This is a genomic window from Streptomyces iranensis (assembly GCF_017874715.1).
In the GTDB taxonomy this organism is placed as follows: domain Bacteria; phylum Actinomycetota; class Actinomycetes; order Streptomycetales; family Streptomycetaceae; genus Streptomyces; species Streptomyces iranensis.
The window spans coordinates 134,584-150,891 of the sequence record NZ_JAGGLR010000019.1 but is presented as its reverse complement, the minus strand read 5'-3'; the positions used below and the strand labels follow the sequence as shown (position 1 = coordinate 150,891).

16 protein-coding genes and 1 pseudogene are annotated in these 16,308 nt (G+C 71.2%); 7 read left to right on the top strand and 10 right to left on the bottom strand.

Features of this window, described 5'->3' with window-relative positions; genetic code table 11:
- Positions 1-69: 69 nt before the first annotated feature.
- The 6 genes from J2Z30_RS31935 to J2Z30_RS31910 all read right to left on the bottom strand — a co-directional run bounded on the left by J2Z30_RS31935 (position 70) and on the right by J2Z30_RS31910 (position 5,795).
- Positions 70-855 carry an ABC transporter permease gene (locus tag J2Z30_RS31935; protein ID WP_044573249.1) on the bottom strand — a complete coding sequence of 262 codons (786 nt, stop codon included), beginning with the start codon at positions 853-855 and terminating at the stop codon, positions 70-72.
- Complete coding sequence (locus J2Z30_RS31930; RefSeq protein WP_044573246.1) at positions 852-1,850, bottom strand: daunorubicin resistance protein DrrA family ABC transporter ATP-binding protein; 999 nt, start codon at positions 1,848-1,850, stop codon at positions 852-854. The genes J2Z30_RS31935 and J2Z30_RS31930 overlap by 4 nt, the downstream gene beginning before the upstream one ends.
- A gap of 157 nt (positions 1,851-2,007) precedes the next feature.
- Positions 2,008-2,640: a PadR family transcriptional regulator gene (locus J2Z30_RS31925; RefSeq protein WP_044573241.1), complete on the bottom strand. Its 633-nt coding sequence runs from the start codon at positions 2,638-2,640 to the stop codon at positions 2,008-2,010.
- A 70-nt stretch (positions 2,641-2,710) separates the two neighbouring features.
- Positions 2,711-3,277, bottom strand: coding sequence for a DinB family protein (locus J2Z30_RS31920; RefSeq protein WP_044573237.1), 567 nt, complete (start codon positions 3,275-3,277; stop codon positions 2,711-2,713).
- A 106-nt stretch (positions 3,278-3,383) separates the two neighbouring features.
- Entirely contained in the window at positions 3,384-4,841 is a 1,458-nt protein-coding gene (locus J2Z30_RS31915; RefSeq protein WP_044573233.1) for an aldehyde dehydrogenase family protein, read from the bottom strand.
- Between the two features lie 90 nt (positions 4,842-4,931).
- Positions 4,932-5,795 (bottom strand): Sco1979 family transcriptional regulator, encoded by an 864-nt coding sequence (locus tag J2Z30_RS31910; protein ID WP_044573230.1) that lies wholly within the window; start codon positions 5,793-5,795, stop codon positions 4,932-4,934.
- Positions 5,796-6,100: 305 nt separating this feature from the next.
- Here J2Z30_RS31910 and J2Z30_RS31905 point away from each other — a divergent pair, with 305 nt between their 5' ends.
- Positions 6,101-6,589, top strand: coding sequence for an ATP-binding protein (locus J2Z30_RS31905; RefSeq protein ID WP_209468924.1), 489 nt, complete (start codon positions 6,101-6,103; stop codon positions 6,587-6,589).
- 119 nt (positions 6,590-6,708) lie between these two features.
- Here the strand turns inward: J2Z30_RS31905 and J2Z30_RS31900 are convergent, their stop codons facing one another.
- Positions 6,709-7,860, bottom strand: a complete 1,152-nt coding sequence (locus J2Z30_RS31900) for a site-2 protease family protein (protein ID WP_044573228.1) — start codon at positions 7,858-7,860, stop codon at positions 6,709-6,711.
- Positions 7,861-7,922: 62 nt separating this feature from the next.
- Positions 7,923-8,204: a DUF397 domain-containing protein gene (locus J2Z30_RS31895; protein WP_044573220.1), complete on the bottom strand. Its 282-nt coding sequence runs from the start codon at positions 8,202-8,204 to the stop codon at positions 7,923-7,925.
- A 257-nt stretch (positions 8,205-8,461) separates the two neighbouring features.
- Between J2Z30_RS31895 and J2Z30_RS31890 the strand changes: the two genes are divergently transcribed.
- The 6 genes from J2Z30_RS31890 to J2Z30_RS31865 all read left to right on the top strand — a co-directional run bounded on the left by J2Z30_RS31890 (position 8,462) and on the right by J2Z30_RS31865 (position 14,287).
- A complete protein-coding gene (locus J2Z30_RS31890; RefSeq protein ID WP_044573217.1) occupies positions 8,462-10,150 on the top strand; it encodes a bifunctional 3'-5' exonuclease/DNA polymerase in 1,689 nt (562 codons plus the stop codon).
- Positions 10,151-10,444: 294 nt separating this feature from the next.
- Positions 10,445-11,491 (top strand): rod shape-determining protein, encoded by a 1,047-nt coding sequence (locus J2Z30_RS31885; RefSeq protein WP_044573214.1) that lies wholly within the window; start codon positions 10,445-10,447, stop codon positions 11,489-11,491.
- Positions 11,492-11,678: 187 nt separating this feature from the next.
- The gene (locus tag J2Z30_RS31880; protein WP_078956802.1) at positions 11,679-12,275 is read left to right on the top strand and encodes a sigma-70 family RNA polymerase sigma factor; all 597 of its coding nucleotides are present in this window, start codon (positions 11,679-11,681) and stop codon (positions 12,273-12,275) included.
- On the top strand, positions 12,272-13,084 hold the full coding sequence (locus J2Z30_RS31875) for a zf-HC2 domain-containing protein (RefSeq protein WP_044573212.1): 813 nt from the start codon (positions 12,272-12,274) through the stop codon (positions 13,082-13,084). Before J2Z30_RS31880 ends, J2Z30_RS31875 begins: the two co-directional genes overlap by 4 nt.
- 133 nt (positions 13,085-13,217) lie before the next feature.
- A complete protein-coding gene (locus J2Z30_RS31870) occupies positions 13,218-13,763 on the top strand; it encodes an RNA polymerase sigma factor (protein ID WP_107073332.1) in 546 nt (181 codons plus the stop codon).
- On the top strand, positions 13,760-14,287 hold the full coding sequence (locus J2Z30_RS31865) for an anti-sigma factor family protein (protein WP_078956801.1): 528 nt from the start codon (positions 13,760-13,762) through the stop codon (positions 14,285-14,287). Before J2Z30_RS31870 ends, J2Z30_RS31865 begins: the two co-directional genes overlap by 4 nt.
- A gap of 145 nt (positions 14,288-14,432) precedes the next feature.
- Here J2Z30_RS31865 and J2Z30_RS51825 read toward each other — a convergent pair.
- Together J2Z30_RS51825 and J2Z30_RS31855 are read right to left on the bottom strand one after the other, a co-directional pair.
- Positions 14,433-14,753, bottom strand: a pseudogene (locus J2Z30_RS51825) (signal peptidase II); the annotation flags it as partial.
- A 290-nt stretch (positions 14,754-15,043) separates the two neighbouring features.
- Entirely contained in the window at positions 15,044-16,300 is a 1,257-nt protein-coding gene (locus tag J2Z30_RS31855; protein WP_245388668.1) for a glycoside hydrolase family 5 protein, read from the bottom strand.
- Positions 16,301-16,308 lie beyond the last annotated feature (8 nt).

The following is a 16,308-nucleotide window of genomic DNA, read 5'->3' as shown; positions in this document are numbered from 1 at the left end:
CACCGTATCCGCAACCGGCGACGACCGGTGGAGGTGTGACCCGCGCGGCTCGCGGATCCGGGGCCGCTGTCAGCGGCTGAGCCGCCCGTAACGCCGCACCGCGGCCGGGAGGAAGACCGCGATCAGCGCCAGCGGCCAGCAGACGGCGAGGAGTTGGGCGTGGTCCGCGGCCCAGGAGTCACCACCGCCACCGGGGCCGCCGAACAGCTCGCGGATCGCCGTGGCCGTCGCCGACATCGGGTTCCAGACCGCGACGGCGCCGAGCCAGCCGGGCATGGTCTCGGGCGAGGCGAAGACGTTGGAGAGGAAGCCCAGCGGCCAGACCAGGATCTGCACGGCCTGCACCATCTCCGGGCGCCCGGCGGCCATGCCCAGGAAGATGCCGAGCCACAGCATCGCGAAGCGCAGCCACAGCAGCAGCCCGACGGCGAGCAGCGCGTCGCCGGGCCCGCCGTGCCAGCGCCAGCCCATCGCGAGCCCGACCCCGAGGAGGACGAGCAGCCCGAGCGCCGACTGGAGCATGTCCAGCGCACTGCGCCCGACCAGAACCGCCGAGCGGGCCATCGGCATCGAGCGGAAGCGGTCGATGACGCCCTTGTTGAGGTCCTGGGTGATGGCGAGCATCGTCCCTTCGAGGCCGAACACCATGGTGAGCGCGAACGTGCCGGGCACCAGGTACTCCTTGTAGTCGCCGCCGCCCGGGACGGTCATCCCGCCGCCGAGGAAGTAGGCGAACATCACCAGCATCATCACCGGGAAGACCAGCTGGACGGCGACCTGGACGGGCTGCCGGGCCCAGTGGGCGAGTCCACGGCGGGTCATGGTCCAGGAGTCGATGAGGGTCGCGGTGGTCATACGAGGGTCTCCTCCCCGGCAGTGTCCGTCATGGCCGTGTCCGCCGTGCTCGGCTCCCCGGTGAGGTGCAGAAAGACCTCGTCGAGCGTGGGGCGGCGCAGCACGATGTCCTCCGCCTCGATCCCGGCCGCCGCCAGCGCCCTCACGGTCTCCGTCAGCACGGCCACCCGGTCGGTGACCCGCGCGCCGAGCCGCCGCCGGTCGGGGTCGGTCGCGACCTCGGCGGCGCCGGTCGCCCCGGCCACGACCGAGGCGGCGGCGGTCAGTTGGCCCGCGTCGCGCAGCACCACCTCGATACGGTCCCCGCCGAGCCGGGCCTTGAGCTCGTCGGCGGTCCCGTCGGCGATGGCCCGTCCGCCGTCGATCACGCAGACGCGGTCGGCGAGTTGGTCCGCCTCCTCCAGGTACTGGGTGGTGAGCAGCACGGTCGTACCGCCGTCCACCAGCGAGCGGACCGCGTTCCACACCTCCGTACGGCCCCGGGGGTCGAGCCCGGTGGTCGGCTCGTCCAGGAAGAGGATCCGCGGCCGCATGATGAGGCTCGCCGCGAGGTCCAGCCTGCGGCGCATCCCGCCGCTGTACCGGCCGACGGCCTTGGTGCCGGTTCCGGCGAGGCCGAACCGCTCCAGCAACTCGTCCGCGCGGGCCGCCGCCCGGCGGCCGCCCAGGTGGTAGAGGCGGCCGAACATCTCCAGGTTCTGCCGTCCGCTCAGCTCCTCGTCCACCGCGGCGTGCTGGCCGACCAGGCCGATGCGGTAGCGGACCTCGTCGGGGTCGCGCAGCACGTCGTACCCGGCGACCTCGGCCCGGCCGCCGTCGTGCCGCAGCAGGGTGGCCAGGATCCGTACGCAGGTGGTCTTGCCCGCGCCGTTGGGGCCGAGCACGGCGTGCACGGTGCCCTGCGGGACGGTCAGATCGAGTCCGGCGAGGGCCTGTTTGTCCCGGTAGGTCTTCCGCAGTCCCTCGACGACGATCGCGGGATCGCTGTCGGCCAAGGTCTTCCCCTCTCCCTCATGCTCTTCTCCGTACCGCGTAGTCAAGTTTGACTACGCATGCCGGAAGGTACTGCCCGAGCCCCAGCTAGTCAAACTTGCTTACGCTCGATTGAGACAGGGGCGGCCGTCAGCCGCCCTCGAGCCGCATGGTGTCGCCTCAGTCCTCGCCGGGCGCTTCGGCGTACGGGTTGGTGACGCCGTCCGGCAGCACCTCCACCGAGCGCTCCCCCTCGCCCGCCATCACATACGCCCCGCCCTCGAGCCGCTCGACCAGCCCACGGGTCCACTCCGCGCCGCTGTCCGCGGAGTGCACCCAGAACTTCATGATCTCGCCGATATGGCCCCACTCCTCGGGGGTGCCGTCCGGTGGCGTCCAGTGCCGGGTCACCTCGGCCCGCCACTCCTCCAGCGCCGCCACCCGCCGCTTGAGCAGGGCGATCGCCTCGTCCCGTGGCAGGTCCACGATGAAACCCACCCCGGCCGTCAGCTCGTCGATCTTCTGGTCATGGCGCAGCAGCGCCTCCCGCAGCAGCCGGAAGTACTCCTCCTCGCCCGCCTCGGTCAGCTCGTACTCGGTCCGCGGCGGCCCGCCGACCGTGCTCGGCGCGACGTCGTGCGCGCGCATCAGCCCCTGCTTCGCCATCTGCTTCAGCGCGTGGTAGATGGACCCGGGTTTGGCGTTGGACCACTCGTGCGCGCCCCAGAACTCCAGGTCGTTACGGACCTGATAGCCGTGCGCCCGCCCGTGCTGGCGCACGGCCCCCAGCACCAGCAGCCGGATCGCTGACATCGCCCGCTCGTCTCCATCCTGGTCCCGACCCCCGCGATGACCAGGCTAGGGGGTCGGCGGGCCGGGCGGATCACCGCTCCAGGACCGACCAGTCGGGCTCCGGCATCGCCCCCGTCTCGAAGACGAGGTCGAAGGCGCCCTTGCCGTCGATCGTCTCGCGGATGATGTCGGCGTGACCGGCGTGCCGGGCCACCTCCTCGATCAGGTGGAGGACCGCCCAGCGCCAGGTGCGGGTGCCGCCCTCGTCCCAGGGGAGCCGGAGCGCCTCGAAGGTCTCGTCCAGCGACGGCAGGGCCCGTACGGCCTCCTCGGTCTCCCGCGCCACCTCGTCGTACAGGGCGAGCAGCGCCTCCACCGTCTCGTCCTCGGTGGGCTCGAAGGTGTGCTCCCACTCGGCCATCTGGTCCTTGGGGTCCCCCGCCTTGCCCTGGAGGACGCGCAGCCAGCCGCGCTCGCCCGTGACCACGTGCTTGAGCACCCCGGCCAGCGAGAGCGCGCTCGCGCTGGGGACGCTGCGGGCCTGCTCCTCGGTCAGGCCGTGCACCGAGCGCCGGATGCCGCCGCGCTGTGCGTCCAGGTACACCAGCAGCGCGCCGCACTCGTTCTGACAGGCCTCGGGGTTCACGATCACGGGCATGGCTGCCGCCTCTCATCTGGAGGGCGCCCGGGTCCGGCGCCCTTCGATGAACCCCACGTTAGGAAGGCTTGCGGTCAGCTTCTGTCCGCGAGCCGACCCCGTTCCTTCAGAACGGGAACTGGCTCCGGCCGTGCTGTATGGAGATCCACTTGGTGGTGGTGAAGTCCTCGATCATCGACTCCCCGTTGAGCCGCCCGAGACCGGAGTGCTTCTCCCCGCCGAACGGCACGATCGGCTCGTCGTGGACCGTGCTGTCGTTCACATGGATCATGCCGGTGTGGATCCGCCGGGCGAACCGCACCCCGCGCTCTATATCGGCGGTGTGCACGGCCCCGCTGAGCCCGTAGTCGGTGTCATTGGCGATCTGTACGGCCTCGTCGTCGCCGTCGAACGGAATCAGCGTCACCACCGGGCCGAAGATCTCCTGGCCGAGGATCGCCGAGCCCTCCGGGACCCCGCTGAGCACGGTCGGCCCCATCAGGGTGCCCTCGGTCCGCCCGCGCACCAGCGCGGTGGCCCCCTCGGCGATCGTCTGGTCCACGAGCTGGGTGATCGCCTCGGCCTGGCCCTCGTTGATCAGCGGGCCGATATGGGTGGTGGGGTCGACCGGATCGCCCACCTTCAGGGTCTCCACCTTGGCCACGAACTTCTCGGTGAACTCCCGCTCGACCGCCCGGTCCACCAGCACCCGGTTGGCCGCCATGCAGACCTGCCCCTGGTGGACGAAGCGGCTGAAGACGGCCGCGTCCACCGCGTAGTCCAGGTCGGCGTCGTCCAGCACGACGAGCGCGCTGTTGCCGCCCAGTTCCAGAACCGTGCGCTTGAAGTGGGAGGCGGCCACGGTGGCGACATGCCGGCCGACCTTGTCCGAGCCGGTGAAGGAGATCACCTTCGGTATGGGGTGCTCGATCAGGGCGTCGCCGATCTCCGCGATGTCGGTGACCACGACATTGAGCAGCCCGGCGGGCAGCCCGGCCTCCTCGAAGATCCTGGCGACCAGACCGCCGCCGCAGACCGGGGTGTTCTGGTGCGGCTTGAGGACGACGGCGTTGCCGAGGGCCAGCGCGGGGGCCACCGACTTCAGCGACAGCAGGAAGGGGAAGTTGAACGGGCTGATGACGCCGACCACGCCCACCGGCAGCCGGTAGAGGCGGTTCTCCTTGCCGTCCACCGGCGACGGCAGGATGCGGCCCTCGGGCCGCAGCGCCAGGTGGATCGCCTCGCGCAGGAACTCCTTGGCGAGGTGCAGCTCGAAGCCCGCCTTCACATGGGTGCCGCCGCACTCCGCGATGATCGTCTCGGAGAGCTCCTTCTCGCGGTCCTCGATGATCCGCAGCGCCCGCTCGAAGACCGCCCGCCGCGCGTAGGGGTTGGTGGCGCCCCACTCCGGCTGCGCCCGCTCGGCCGCCCGGTAGGCCAGGTCCACCTCCTCGACGGTCGCCACGGTGATGGAGGCCAGCTTCTCCCCGTTGTAGGGGTTGAAGTCGACGATGTCCCAGGAACCGCTTCCGCCGCGCCACTCGCCGTCGATGAACTGAAGTGCCAACTCGGAGAAGTAGGACATGCCATCCCTATCTTCAGGACGCGGTGCCGGTCCCCGACAGCCGCGCACGTGTGGGGGGTATTCCTGACCACACGTCATCCTACTGACGGGTCAGGCGTCGTGAAGGAGCGCCCGGAGCAAATCCCGGCTCTCCTCGGGAGAGAGGCTGTCCGCACCGAGCCGCTCCAACACCCGCTCGTAATGCGCGACTTCATCGCGCTTGTCCAGATAGAGCGCGCTGGTGAGCTGCTCCAGATAGACGATGTCGGGGAGGTCGGACTCCGGGAAGCGCAGCCGGGTGAACGCCCCGCTCTCCCCCGCGTGCCCGCCGAAGGAGAACGGCATCACCTGGAGCCTCACGTTCTGCTGTTCGGAGACCGTGACCAGATGGCGCAGTTGGGCGGACATCACACCGCGTCCGCCGTACGGGCGGCGCAGCGCGGCCTCGTCCAGGACCACGTGGAACGCCGGGGCGCGCTCGGAGACCAGCAGCTTCTGCCGCTCCAGCCGCAGCGCCACCCGCCGGTCCACCTCGTCGGAGCACGCCTGCGGCTGCCCGCGGGTGACCACGGCGTGGGCGTAGCCCTCGGTCTGGAGCAGACCGTGGATGAACTGGACCTCGTAGCAGGCGATATCGGAGGCGGCGCCCTCCAGGCCGACGTACGTCTGGAACCAGCCGGGGAGCACATCGCCGTAGCTGTGCCACCACCCGGCGACATTGGCCTCGCGGGCGAGCCCGAGCAGCGCCGCGCGCTCCGCGTCGTCGGTGACTCCGTACAGCGTCAGCAGATCCTCGATGTCCCGCGCCTTGAAGCTCACCCGGCCCAGCTCCATCCGGCTGATCTTGGATTCGGAAGCCCGGATCGAATAGCCCGCCGCCTCGCGGGTGATGCCGCGGTCTTCGCGCAACCGCCTGAGTTGAGAGCCCAGGAGGATGCGGCGCACCACCGATCCACTCGACTCGCCTGCGGCCATTTCCGCGATCCTCCCTGTACGGAAAGCATCCTTGCGAACGGCGCCCCCGCAGCCCCTGAGGGCGAAGTCTGCCACTGTTCGGGCTTCACGCCGTAGGCGCTTCGTCACTCAACCCGATGACGCACGTCAGTGTACGGAGTCAGAAATACTGGCAAAACCGAGCGGATCGGACCAACCCGCTCACGTGCACGTGCATTTGCCCTTGCATCTGACGTGCGCATTCGGAACCATAGGGTGTGCGCACGTGCTAGCTGGTACGAAATCTGGCCAGAGTTCGTCACGGCCACGGATGCAGGAGTGCTCGCATGGGGAGCGAAGGTTCGACCCTGCTGGAACCCTTGTGGCAAGGGCTTGCCGCCATCGATCCCTCCGCCGTCTCCGGATCCGTCTCCTGCGCCCTGCCCGCCCGCTATGAAGCGGTCAAGGGGGCCCGGCAGTTCACCGGCTCGACCCTGCGGCAGTGGAACATCCCCGAACTCCTCGACGAAGTGGCGCTCGTCGTCTCCGAACTGGTCACCAACGCCCTCCGGCACGCCCTGTCCGGCACCGCGGCGACCGGTGAGCCGGAGCGGCCGGTGCGGCTCCATCTGATGCGCGGCCCCTCACGGCTGGTGTGCGCCGTACGCGACCCCAGCGAGGTGGGGCCGGTGGCGGGCGAGGCGGGGTGCGGCGAGGAGTCCGGGCGCGGGCTCCATCTGGTGGAGTCCTTCACGGACGGCTGGGGCTGGCAGCCGCTGGCGGGCACCCCGCGCGGCAAGATCGTCTGGGCCGTCTTCCGGCTCCCCGACGCGTAGGGACGGGGCAGGAACGCGCAGGGACGCCTGGGGACACCTAGGGACGCGGCAGGAACCCGCAGGGACGCCTAGGGACGCGCAGGGACGCTTGGGGACGCGCAGGCATACGCCACCGCCCGTCATGGGTGGGTCGACTCCGGCGGGGCCGTGGTGATGCCCAGGCCGTGCAGCTGGAAGAGCCGGTTCACATCGTGCATCGTGACGATCCCCTCCAGCCGCCCGTGGTCCACCACCAGCACCGGCAGCGCGCCGCCACCCGGACGCGCCCGCTCCAGCACCTCGCTCAGCAGCTCATCGGGCACGGCCACGGTGCACCGCGCCAGCGGTATCGCCACATCGCGCACCCGCCGCTCCTCCCGGGCCTCGGCCGGCACCGCCGCGAGCGCGCGCAGCTGGACGACCCCGCTCGGCCGGCCCTCGAAGTCCAGCAGTGGCATCACCGAGTGCCGGGCGTGGGCCGCCACGTCGTCGATGAACCGCCCCACGGTCAGCCAGTCGGCCCCGGCGGCCACCGGCGCCGACATCGCGTCCACCACCCGCACCCCGCGCAGCGCCGTGTTGACCCCGGCCCGCTGCCGCTCCGCGTTGGCGATGATCACCATGAAGAGGCCGATGAGCGAGAGCCACAGCCCGCCGTTGTTCCCGCGCAGGAAGGAGATCCAGCCGGCGGCGATGAGCACCACACCGAGGATCTGGCCGCTGCGCCCCGCCGCCCGCTCGGCGCGCTCCCGGTCCCCGGTGCGCCACCAGATCACGGCCTGCACCACCCGTCCGCCGTCCAGCGGCGCGGCGGGCAGCAGATTGAAGACGCCCAGCAGCAGATTGGCCCAGCCCAGCCAGATCAGCACGGCCGTGGGCACACCCCATCCGGTGAGCGCGTGCACCCCGATCCCTGCGCCGACCGCGACACCGCCGATGACCAGGCTGGTGAGCGGCCCGATGACGGCCACCCAGAACGCGACCCCGGCGGTGCGGGGCCGTCCCATCTTGGTCATGCCGCCAAGCGCCCAGAGCGTCACGTCCTCCACCGAGACGCCCCTTCTGCGGGCGGCGACCGCGTGCGCGGCCTCGTGCAGCAGCAGGCTGCCCATCAGCAGCGCGGCGCCGACGACACTGGCGACGGCGTAGACGGCACCGGTCCGGCCGGGGGTCCACGCGGGCAGCGTCTCGCGGCCGAGCCCGTAAGCGAGCAGCACTATCAGCACCGGGACGCTCCAGTGCATCCGCAGTGGTACCCCGAGTACACGTCCGACACGGACCGAGCCGTTCATCGCCGTCTCACATGGGTCGGGTCCCCCCGATCGCCACTACCAGTGTCGCGCGTCCGCGGCGATCAGCCCAGACCTGCCGGATCGTGCGCCAGATGGTCGAACTCGCCGTCCTTCGCCCCGAGCAGCATCGCCTCGACCTCGGCCGGGGTGTAGATCAGCGCCGGTCCGTCGGGGAACCGGGAGTTGCGGACGGCCACGTCCCCACCGGGCAGCTTGGCGAACTCGACACACGACCCCTGGGAGTTGCTGTGTCTGCTCTTCTGCCAGACGACTCCCCGGAGGTCCGCGGCCGCCATGCCGTTGTAGGGGTGGTCGCGCACAGGGCTTCTCCACTGTTCGTGCATGCGTGCAGCTGTCAACTGTCCGGGATCATAGCTGCGTTCCTTTGCGAACGCATGGGCAAATGCATCTGCGTATGCGCAGGTAGATGCACAGGCAGATGCACGTGCACCATGCGTATCGGCATGATCACCCGACACCCGGGATCTTCTGCCCGGAGTGAAGAAGAGCAGTCGTCATGAATGACGTCCGGGTCCCCCTCAGGGTTGAGCGGGCCTCGGACATCGGAGCGATGTCACACCCCCCTGCCAGAATCCCGGGCATGAGATGGGCGGCGGCGGAGACGGACCACGGGGGTGTTCGTCTCTGCCCGCTCGACCCCGGGGGAAGGGCCGCCGGACCGGTCGTCGAGGTCACGGCGGAGCAGGGCGGGATCGCCGAGGCCGTGCGGTCCCGCCCCGAGGCCGACCGGTGGGTGTGGCGGTCCACCGCCGAGGTCTATCCACGGCTGCTGGCCGCCGGGGTCCGGGTCGAGCGGGCCTATGACATCGAGGCGGCCGAGGCGCTGCTCCTCGGCCATGAGGGGCGCTCGGGCGCGCCGCGGTCACTCGCCGCCGCCCGTGCGCGGCTGCGCGGGCTGCCCGTCCCCGAGGACCCGCCGCCCCGGGCGGCCGGGGGCCAGCCGTCGCTGTTCGAGCCCGGTCCGCCGCCGCTGCCGCCGGGCACCGATCCGCTGGACGCGCTGCTCGAGGTGTACGCGGGCCAGCTGGTCCGTACGGACGCGGCCGAGTACCCGGACCGGATGCGGCTGCTGACCACCGCCGAGTCCGCCGGGATGCTGATCGCCGCCGAGATGCGGCGCGCCGGGGTGCCGTGGCGGGCCGACCGCCACCGGGAGCTGCTGGACGAGCTGCTCGGCGAGCGCTATCCGGGCGGTCTGGAGCCGCGGCGGCTGGCCGAGCTGGCCGACGAGGTGTCGCGCGCCTTCGGCACCCGGGTGCGGCCCGATCTGCCCGCCGAGGTCGTCAAGGCGTTCGCCCGCGCGGGCATCGCGCTCGGCTCGACCCGCGCCTGGGAGCTGGAGCGGATCGACCACCCCGCCGTGGAGCCGCTGCTGCGCTACAAGAAGCTCTACCGGCTGCACACCGCCCACGGCTGGGCCTGGCTCCAGTCCTGGGTGCGCGAGGGCCGCTTCCGCCCCGAGTATCTGCCCGGCGGCACCGTCTCCGGCCGCTGGACCACCAACGGCGGCGGAGCGCTGCAGATCCCCAAGGTGGTGCGGCGCGCGGTGGTGGCGGATCCGGGGTGGCGGCTGGTGGTGGCCGACGCCGACCAGATGGAGCCCCGGGTGCTCGCCGCGATCTCCCGCGACCCCGGTCTGATGGAGGTCGCGGGCAGCGGCCGGGACCTGTACGCGACGCTGTCCGACCGCGCCTTCTCCGGCCGGCGCGACCAGGCCAAGCTGGCACTGCTGGGCGCGGTCTACGGCCAGACCTCCGGCGACGGCCTGAAGCACCTCGCGGCCCTGCGGCGGCGCTTCCCGGCGGCGGTGGCGTACGTGGACGACGCGGCCCGCGCGGGTGAGGAGGGCCGGCTGGTGCGCACCTGGCTGGGCCGCACCTGCCCGCCCGTGGGCGGCGCCGCCGAGGAGACGGCCGACGAGGCGGGGCTGCCGCGGGACCAGGAGGAGCCGTCGTACGGCAGCACGGCGAGCGCCCGCGCCCGGGGCCGCTTCACCCGGAACTTCGTGGTGCAGGGCAGCGCCGCCGACTGGGCCCTGCTGATGCTCGCCGCGCTGCGGCGGTCGCTGACCGGGGCGGGGCTGCGCGCGGAGATCGTCTTCTTCCAGCACGACGAGGTGATCGTGCACTGCCCCGAGACGGAGGCCGACGCGGTCCGGGAGGCGATCGCGGAGGCGGGCGAGACGGCCGGCCGGATCGCCTTCGGACCGACCCCGGTGCGGTTCCCCTTCACCATGGCGGCGGTGGAGTGCTACGCGGACGCGAAGTAGACGGCCCGGGTCCTCGCCGGTGGATCTTCGCGCCCGCGACATCAGCGGCTGACGCCCGGGGCATCCGGCATCCGGCATCCGATGCGGGGCGCGGCCACAGCGGGCCGGCCGTAACCGGGGGCGCGCCGCGCCAGGAGTCGCGGGCCCGCGAAGATCCACCGCGCGGAGCCCAGGGGGCAGTCGCTCCCCCGACCGGCTCAGCCCCACGGGCAGCGGGCCTGATCGTCCCCACACGATGAGAGCGGAGGGCCGCCGGGCGGCGGCCCGCCACGCCGCCCACAGGGGAGACCTGCCATGACCATCAGCCTCGAGGCACTGCGCCGCTGCTCCATCGCCGTCGACCTCGGCGCGGCCAGGACGCGCGTCTACCTCAGGCGCACCGGGCTCATCGTCGACGAGCCGACCGTGGCCGCCGTGAACACCCACACCGGCGGGCTGATCGCGGTCGGCGCGCTGGCGCAGCGGATGACCGGGCGGACGCCCGCGCATATCCGGGTGGTCCGGCCGGTCTCCAACGGCACCGTCGTGGACATCGAGATGGCCCAGCGGATGCTGCGGCTGCTGCTGGGCAACAAGCTGCGCCGCGCATGGCGGCGCCGTCCGCTGGTGAGCGCCGCCGTCTGCGTCCAGCACGACGCCGATCCGCTCGCCCAGCGCGCCGCCATGGAGACGCTCACCGGGATCGGCGCCAAGCGGGTCGAGCTGGTCGACACCCTGATCGCCGCCGCCGTGGGCTGCGGTCTTCCGGTGGAACAGCCCGAGGCGACGATGATCGTGGTGTGCGGCGCGGCCACCACCCAGGTCGCGGTCCTGTCGCTGGGCTCGATCGTGGCCGCCGAGCGGGTGCCGGTGGGCGGCGAGACCGTGGACCACGCCGTCATCCAGCATCTGCGCAACGAGCACGCGCTGATGCTGCCCAGCCAGGCCGTCCGCCCGCTGCATCTGATCGTCAAGGACGGCGCGGGCGGCGCGGACGGCGCCCAGGCCGTACAGAGCACCGAGGTGCACGGCCGGGACGTGGCCACGGGGCTCGCCCGGACCGTACGGATCGATGTCGAGGGCGTACGGACCGCCATCCGTACCCCGCTGACCGGGGTGCTGGACGCCATCGGCACCGTACTGCGCCGCTGTCCGCCCGATCTGGTGGCCGACCTCGCCGACCGCGGCATCATGCTGGCGGGCGGCAGCGCGGTGCTGCCCGGGTTCGACACGATGCTGCGCGAGGCCACCGGGATGCCGCTGAACATCGCCGACCACCCCGACGTCTGCGCGGTCGAGGGGCTCGGCGCGATGCTCGACGGCAAGGTGCAGCCCCTGCTGCTGAACGCGATGGTCTCCTGACCCCTCTCCGCGCCCGTACCTCACCGCTGACCCCTGACCCCTGGCGCCTGACACCCGCCCCCTGACGCCTGATCGGAAATTCTTCGCGACGCGTTGAGCGGCTGCCTCCCCCCGTGCGTAGTGAAGGGGGAAGAGGCCGACATGGCCGCCGATCCCCCCCGGGGCTCAGACCGGGAGTCGTCCGTTGATGTTGTCCAACTCAGGTCAGGTCCTGGAGGTTCAGGTGCACGACGACGCCGCCGTGGCCGATGAGCGTCCGTCAAGATCCAGGCGTGGTACGCCGGACGAGCGACTCATGCGCGCGCTCTACGAGGAGCACGCCGGGCCGTTGCTCGCGTTCGTACTGCGTCTGGTCGCGGGCGACCGGCACCGTGCGGAGGACGTCGTCCAGGAGACCCTGGTGCGCGCCTGGCGGAACGCCGACCAGCTGTCCCGGGCCACCGGCTCCATCCGGCCCTGGCTGGTCACCGTCGCCCGGCGGATCGTGATCGACGGACACCGCAGCCGGCAGGCCCGGCCGCAGGAGGTCGACCCCTCCCCGTTGGAACTCATGCCCGCGGAGGACGAGATCGACCGTGCACTGCGGCTCATGACCCTGACCGACGCGATGCAGGACCTCAGCGACGCCCATCGCGAGGTGCTGGTCGAGACCTACTTCAAGGGGCGGACCGTCAACGAGGCGGCCCAGACCCTCGGCATACCCAGCGGGACGGTACGGTCCCGGGTCTTCTACGCGCTGCGCTCGATGAAGCTCGCGCTCGAGGAGAGAGGAGTAACGGCATGACAGCGCAGACGCACCACCCGGGACATGACGCCGTTGGCGCGTATGTGCTCGGCGTGCTCGACGAGGCGGACGCCACCTATTTCGAGGAGCATCTGGCCGGCTGCGACCAGTGCGGACGGCAGCTGGACGAGCTGACCGGACTGGAACCACTGCTGGCCGATCTGGCCGCCGACATCCCCGGGATCCACGGCAGCCCCGGGCGGACCCAGCTCACGGGCCACACTCCGCATGCCTTCAGCGCCACTCCCAACGCCATCGAGACCCTCACCGCGCGCCCCGGTCCGGCCCTGTTCAACCGCATGGTCGGCGAGGTCGCCGCGTCCCGCGCCAAGCGGCGGCGGCGCGGTCTTTACCTGGTCGCGGCGGCGGCCGTGCTGATCGTCGGCGGCCCGGTCGGCACGATCGCGGTCACCTCCGGCGGCTCGGACAGCTCCGTCACGGCCGCCCCCAGCGAGAGCGCCCTCTTCGCCGGAATGCCCGACAAGGTGCAGGGCACCGACCCGGGCACCAAGGTGAACGCGGCGGTCGCGCTGGAGGACAAGATGTGGGGCACCGACGCCGTCCTCCGGCTGAAGAACCTCAAGGGCCCCCTGGACTGCAGCCTGATCGCGGTCTCCAAGGACGGCCATGAGCAGACGATGATGACCTGGTCCGTGCCCGAGTGGGGCTACGGGATCGAGGACAGCCCCAAGGCGGAGGCGAGAGGTCCGCTGTGGGCGCACGGCGGCGCGGGCATGAAGCGCTCCGACATCGAACGCTTCGAGGTCCGTACGGCCGACGGAAAGCGCCTGGTCTCCCTGAACGTCTGAGCTGCCACCCGAACGTCTGACCTGCCACTCGGATCGCCGATCAACCCATGCGGCGCGGTGAGCGAGATGTTACACAGAGTGTGATATGTCGTGCTTCGCGTCCCCGGGGGATCCGGATCCGAGGAGGCACCCCGTGGCTGACCCGGACGCCCATCAGCAGCGCATGTTCGCTCAGTATGTGCTGCCCGAGGTCGAGGTGCTGCTGCGCGTGGCCATGTCACTGACCACTCAGCGAGCCGACGCCGAGGATCTCGTGCAGGACACGTTACTACGGGCGTACCGGGCAGTCGGCCGTTTTGACGGGAGACATCCACGGGCCTGGCTGCTGACGATCATGCGGCATGCGGAGGTCAGCCGGCGCCGCCAGCGCCGGCCCCGGCTGCTCGACGACCCGGACACGGAGCTGGAGCGGCTGATCCCGGCCCGGGACGCGACACCGGAGGAGCTGGTGGTGGACACGACGTTCGACGAGGCAGTGGACGCCGCGTTCACGGCGCTTCCGCTGCGGGACCAGCAGGTGGTGCGGCTGGTGCATGTGGACGGACTGTCGTACGCGGAGGCCGCACAGGTGCTGGACGTCCCCAAGGGGACGGTGATGAGCAGGCTGCACCGGGCGCGCAAGCGGATCCGGAACCAGCTGCTGGCCGCGGGAGTGGAATCGGAGCGAGGTGGCGCATGAGCAGATGGACATGGTGGCGGACCACACGCACCACGGGGACCACGCGGAACGCCGGGCCCCGGACCCCACGCTGTCCCCTGGGCGCGCCGATGCTCCAGTCGTATCTGGACGGGGAGCTGGACGCCCCGGCCGCGGCCCTGGTGCGCACCCATGTGGCCGAGTGCCACCGCTGCGCCCGGGAGCTCGCCGTCTACCAGCGGATCAGCGAGGCGCTGGCCGCCCACGCGACGATCGACGAGGCGGTGCTGGACCGGCTCAGGGACTTCGCGGAGTCCCTCGCGGAGCGGGAGAGCCGGGAGCCGGGGGCGGAGGGGGCGCCGCAGGAGCCGATCCCTGGGACGGAGACGGTGCCGCCGGAGGCGATGCCGACCGAGACGATCCCGGCCGAGGCGATGCCGAACGAGGCGATCCCGGGGACGGAGACGATCCCGGCCGAGGCGATGGAGACGGAGACGGTCCCCGGGACGGCGCCGGGGGCGGATCGGGACGCCGATCAGGGCGCGGTGCACAAGGCGGGAGGCTGACCGCCACCGGATCGAGCCCCGCACCCGGACCGCTCGTGTCCGGGCGGGCGGTCCGTTCGTACGCGCGCGAGGGTCTGCGCAGCAGCAGGGCCGCGGTGAGCAGGGTCCCGGTGATCAGGGCCACATCGGCGAGGTTGAAGACCGGCCCGCGCGCGTCCAGCGTGATCCAGTCGATGACGGCGCCGCGCAGCGGGCCCGGGGACCGGACCATCCGGTCGGCGCCGTTGCCCATCGCTCCCCCGGCGATCAGCCCCAGGCCCAGCGCCGCGCCCCGGCCGCGGACCCGCAGTCCGGCACCGGCCGCGCCCAGCGTGGCCACCGCGCCCGCGAGCGTGATCACCACGATCAGCGCGGGCCGGCTCTGGCCCAGCCCGAAGGCCACCCCGGTGTTGCGCACCAGCAGCGCGCAGAACGGCCCGAACCGGGCCTGCGGCCCCACGGTGCCGCTCCAGGCGGCCAGCGCCATCGCCTTGCTCAGCTGATCGGCCGCGATCACGGCGAGCGCGACCAGGGGGAAGAGCAGCCGGCCGGTCGCCGGATGGGGCTTCATCATCGGCCTCCCTGGGGTGGGGGCCGGTCCGCGGGCGCGGTCCGCGGCCCGGGAAGGAAACCCGCCGGGCGGCCGCCCCGCTTCCCTTCCGGGGAAAAACACAAGACGAGGGCCCGCAGGCGGCACTGCCTGCGGGCCCTCGCTGCTTGCCAACGCCGTGATCAGCTATGTGGTCATCGGCGGTGTACCGAAGGGGTTACTCCGACTTACTTCCCCTTCTTCGCCTCCAGGAGCGGCGTCTGGTACTTGGCCAGCATCTTCATCTTGTTCTTGTCGATCGTCTTCCAGTCGTTCTTCAGCACACCGCCGGTGTCACCCGAGTCCGGGTTCCAGGTCCAGTAGGTGTAGCTGATCTGGTGCTTCTTGAGGTAGTCCATCAGGGCGTTCTGCCAGACGGCCTCGGAGCTCTTACCGGCGGTCTTCTTACCACCGAACTCACCGAGCAGCAGCGGGGCGATGTTCTGCTTCTTGATGTACGCCCAGTGCTTCTCCCAGATGGCCGGCATGTTCTTCGGGAAGTCCTTCGCCATGAACCAGTTCTGGTTGTAGACGCCCGGACCGTAGTCGTGGGCCGAGTAGACGACCTTGTTCGACTCCTTGAGCTTCACCGGGTGCTTCTTCACACCCTGGAGGTCGCCGCCCCACCAGAACTGCTCGTTCTTGTGGCGGTCCGTGCCCTCGACGAAGATCAGCCAGTTCTTGTTGACCTTGTGGATGGCGTTACCGGCCTTGGTGGCCGCCAGCTGCCAGTCGGTCTTCGGGTTGCCGTCGCCCCACGTGGCCTGGCCACGCGGCTCATTGTGCAGGTCGGCGCCGATCACCCGGTCGTTGTTCTTGTAGCGCTTGGCCAGCTTGACCCAGTCGTCCATCCACTGCTTCTCGGAGAGGCTCTGGGAGTGCCACAGCTCGCTCTGGCCGTACTGGTCCGGACGGTGCTGGTCCAGGATCACCCGGATACCACGGTCGGTGGCACCCTTGACGATCTTGTCCATGATCTGCTGGGGGGTGAGGCCCTTCAGATCGGGGTTCTTGTGGTAGTCGATGCCGTCGGGCTTGGCGGACGACTTGAACATGTCGTTCGCGTACGGCAGACGCATGGTGTTGAAGCCCTGCTTGGCCATCTGGTCCAGCATCGACTCCCAGCTACGGGTCCACAGGCCGTGCGGCGCGTAGGTGCCGGTCTCGAAACCGAACCAGTTCACACCGGTCAGGACGACCTTCTTACCGTCGGAGTCGACGATGTCGCCCTTCTTGGTGGACAGGGGGCCCTCGGCGCCCGCGCCGGAAGCCTTGGCAGCGGAGGTGGTGGTGGCCGACTGGCCGTCGGAGTTGTTCACCGCGAAAGCGGTGACCGTGCCACCCACGGCAGCAGCAGCGACGACGGCCGCGGCGATACCGAAGCGGAGACGCTGCGAGCGCGGCGCACGCTTGGTCTCGGTGGTCGGGGCGTTGTTCTGGTCCATGGGGGAAT

Bases quoted from the DNA above. Each gene is read 5' to 3' on its own strand.
- J2Z30_RS31935 (WP_044573249.1), bottom strand. From the start codon at position 855: ATGACCACCGCGACCCTCATCGACTCCTGGACCATGACCCGCCGTGGA.
- J2Z30_RS31925 (WP_044573241.1), bottom strand. From the start codon at position 2,640: ATGTCAGCGATCCGGCTGCTGGTGCTGGGGGCCGTGCGCCAGCACGGG.
- J2Z30_RS31920 (WP_044573237.1), bottom strand. From the start codon at position 3,277: ATGCCCGTGATCGTGAACCCCGAGGCCTGTCAGAACGAGTGCGGCGCG.
- J2Z30_RS31915 (WP_044573233.1), bottom strand. From the start codon at position 4,841: ATGTCCTACTTCTCCGAGTTGGCACTTCAGTTCATCGACGGCGAGTGG.
- J2Z30_RS31910 (WP_044573230.1), bottom strand. From the start codon at position 5,795: ATGGCCGCAGGCGAGTCGAGTGGATCGGTGGTGCGCCGCATCCTCCTG.
- J2Z30_RS31905 (WP_209468924.1), top strand. From the start codon at position 6,101: ATGGGGAGCGAAGGTTCGACCCTGCTGGAACCCTTGTGGCAAGGGCTT.
- J2Z30_RS31900 (WP_044573228.1), bottom strand. From the start codon at position 7,860: ATGAACGGCTCGGTCCGTGTCGGACGTGTACTCGGGGTACCACTGCGG.
- J2Z30_RS31895 (WP_044573220.1), bottom strand. From the start codon at position 8,204: ATGCACGAACAGTGGAGAAGCCCTGTGCGCGACCACCCCTACAACGGC.
- J2Z30_RS31890 (WP_044573217.1), top strand. From the start codon at position 8,462: ATGAGATGGGCGGCGGCGGAGACGGACCACGGGGGTGTTCGTCTCTGC.
- J2Z30_RS31885 (WP_044573214.1), top strand. From the start codon at position 10,445: ATGACCATCAGCCTCGAGGCACTGCGCCGCTGCTCCATCGCCGTCGAC.
- J2Z30_RS31880 (WP_078956802.1), top strand. From the start codon at position 11,679: ATGTTGTCCAACTCAGGTCAGGTCCTGGAGGTTCAGGTGCACGACGAC.
- J2Z30_RS31875 (WP_044573212.1), top strand. From the start codon at position 12,272: ATGACAGCGCAGACGCACCACCCGGGACATGACGCCGTTGGCGCGTAT.
- J2Z30_RS31865 (WP_078956801.1), top strand. From the start codon at position 13,760: ATGAGCAGATGGACATGGTGGCGGACCACACGCACCACGGGGACCACG.
- J2Z30_RS31855 (WP_245388668.1), bottom strand. From the start codon at position 16,300: ATGGACCAGAACAACGCCCCGACCACCGAGACCAAGCGTGCGCCGCGC.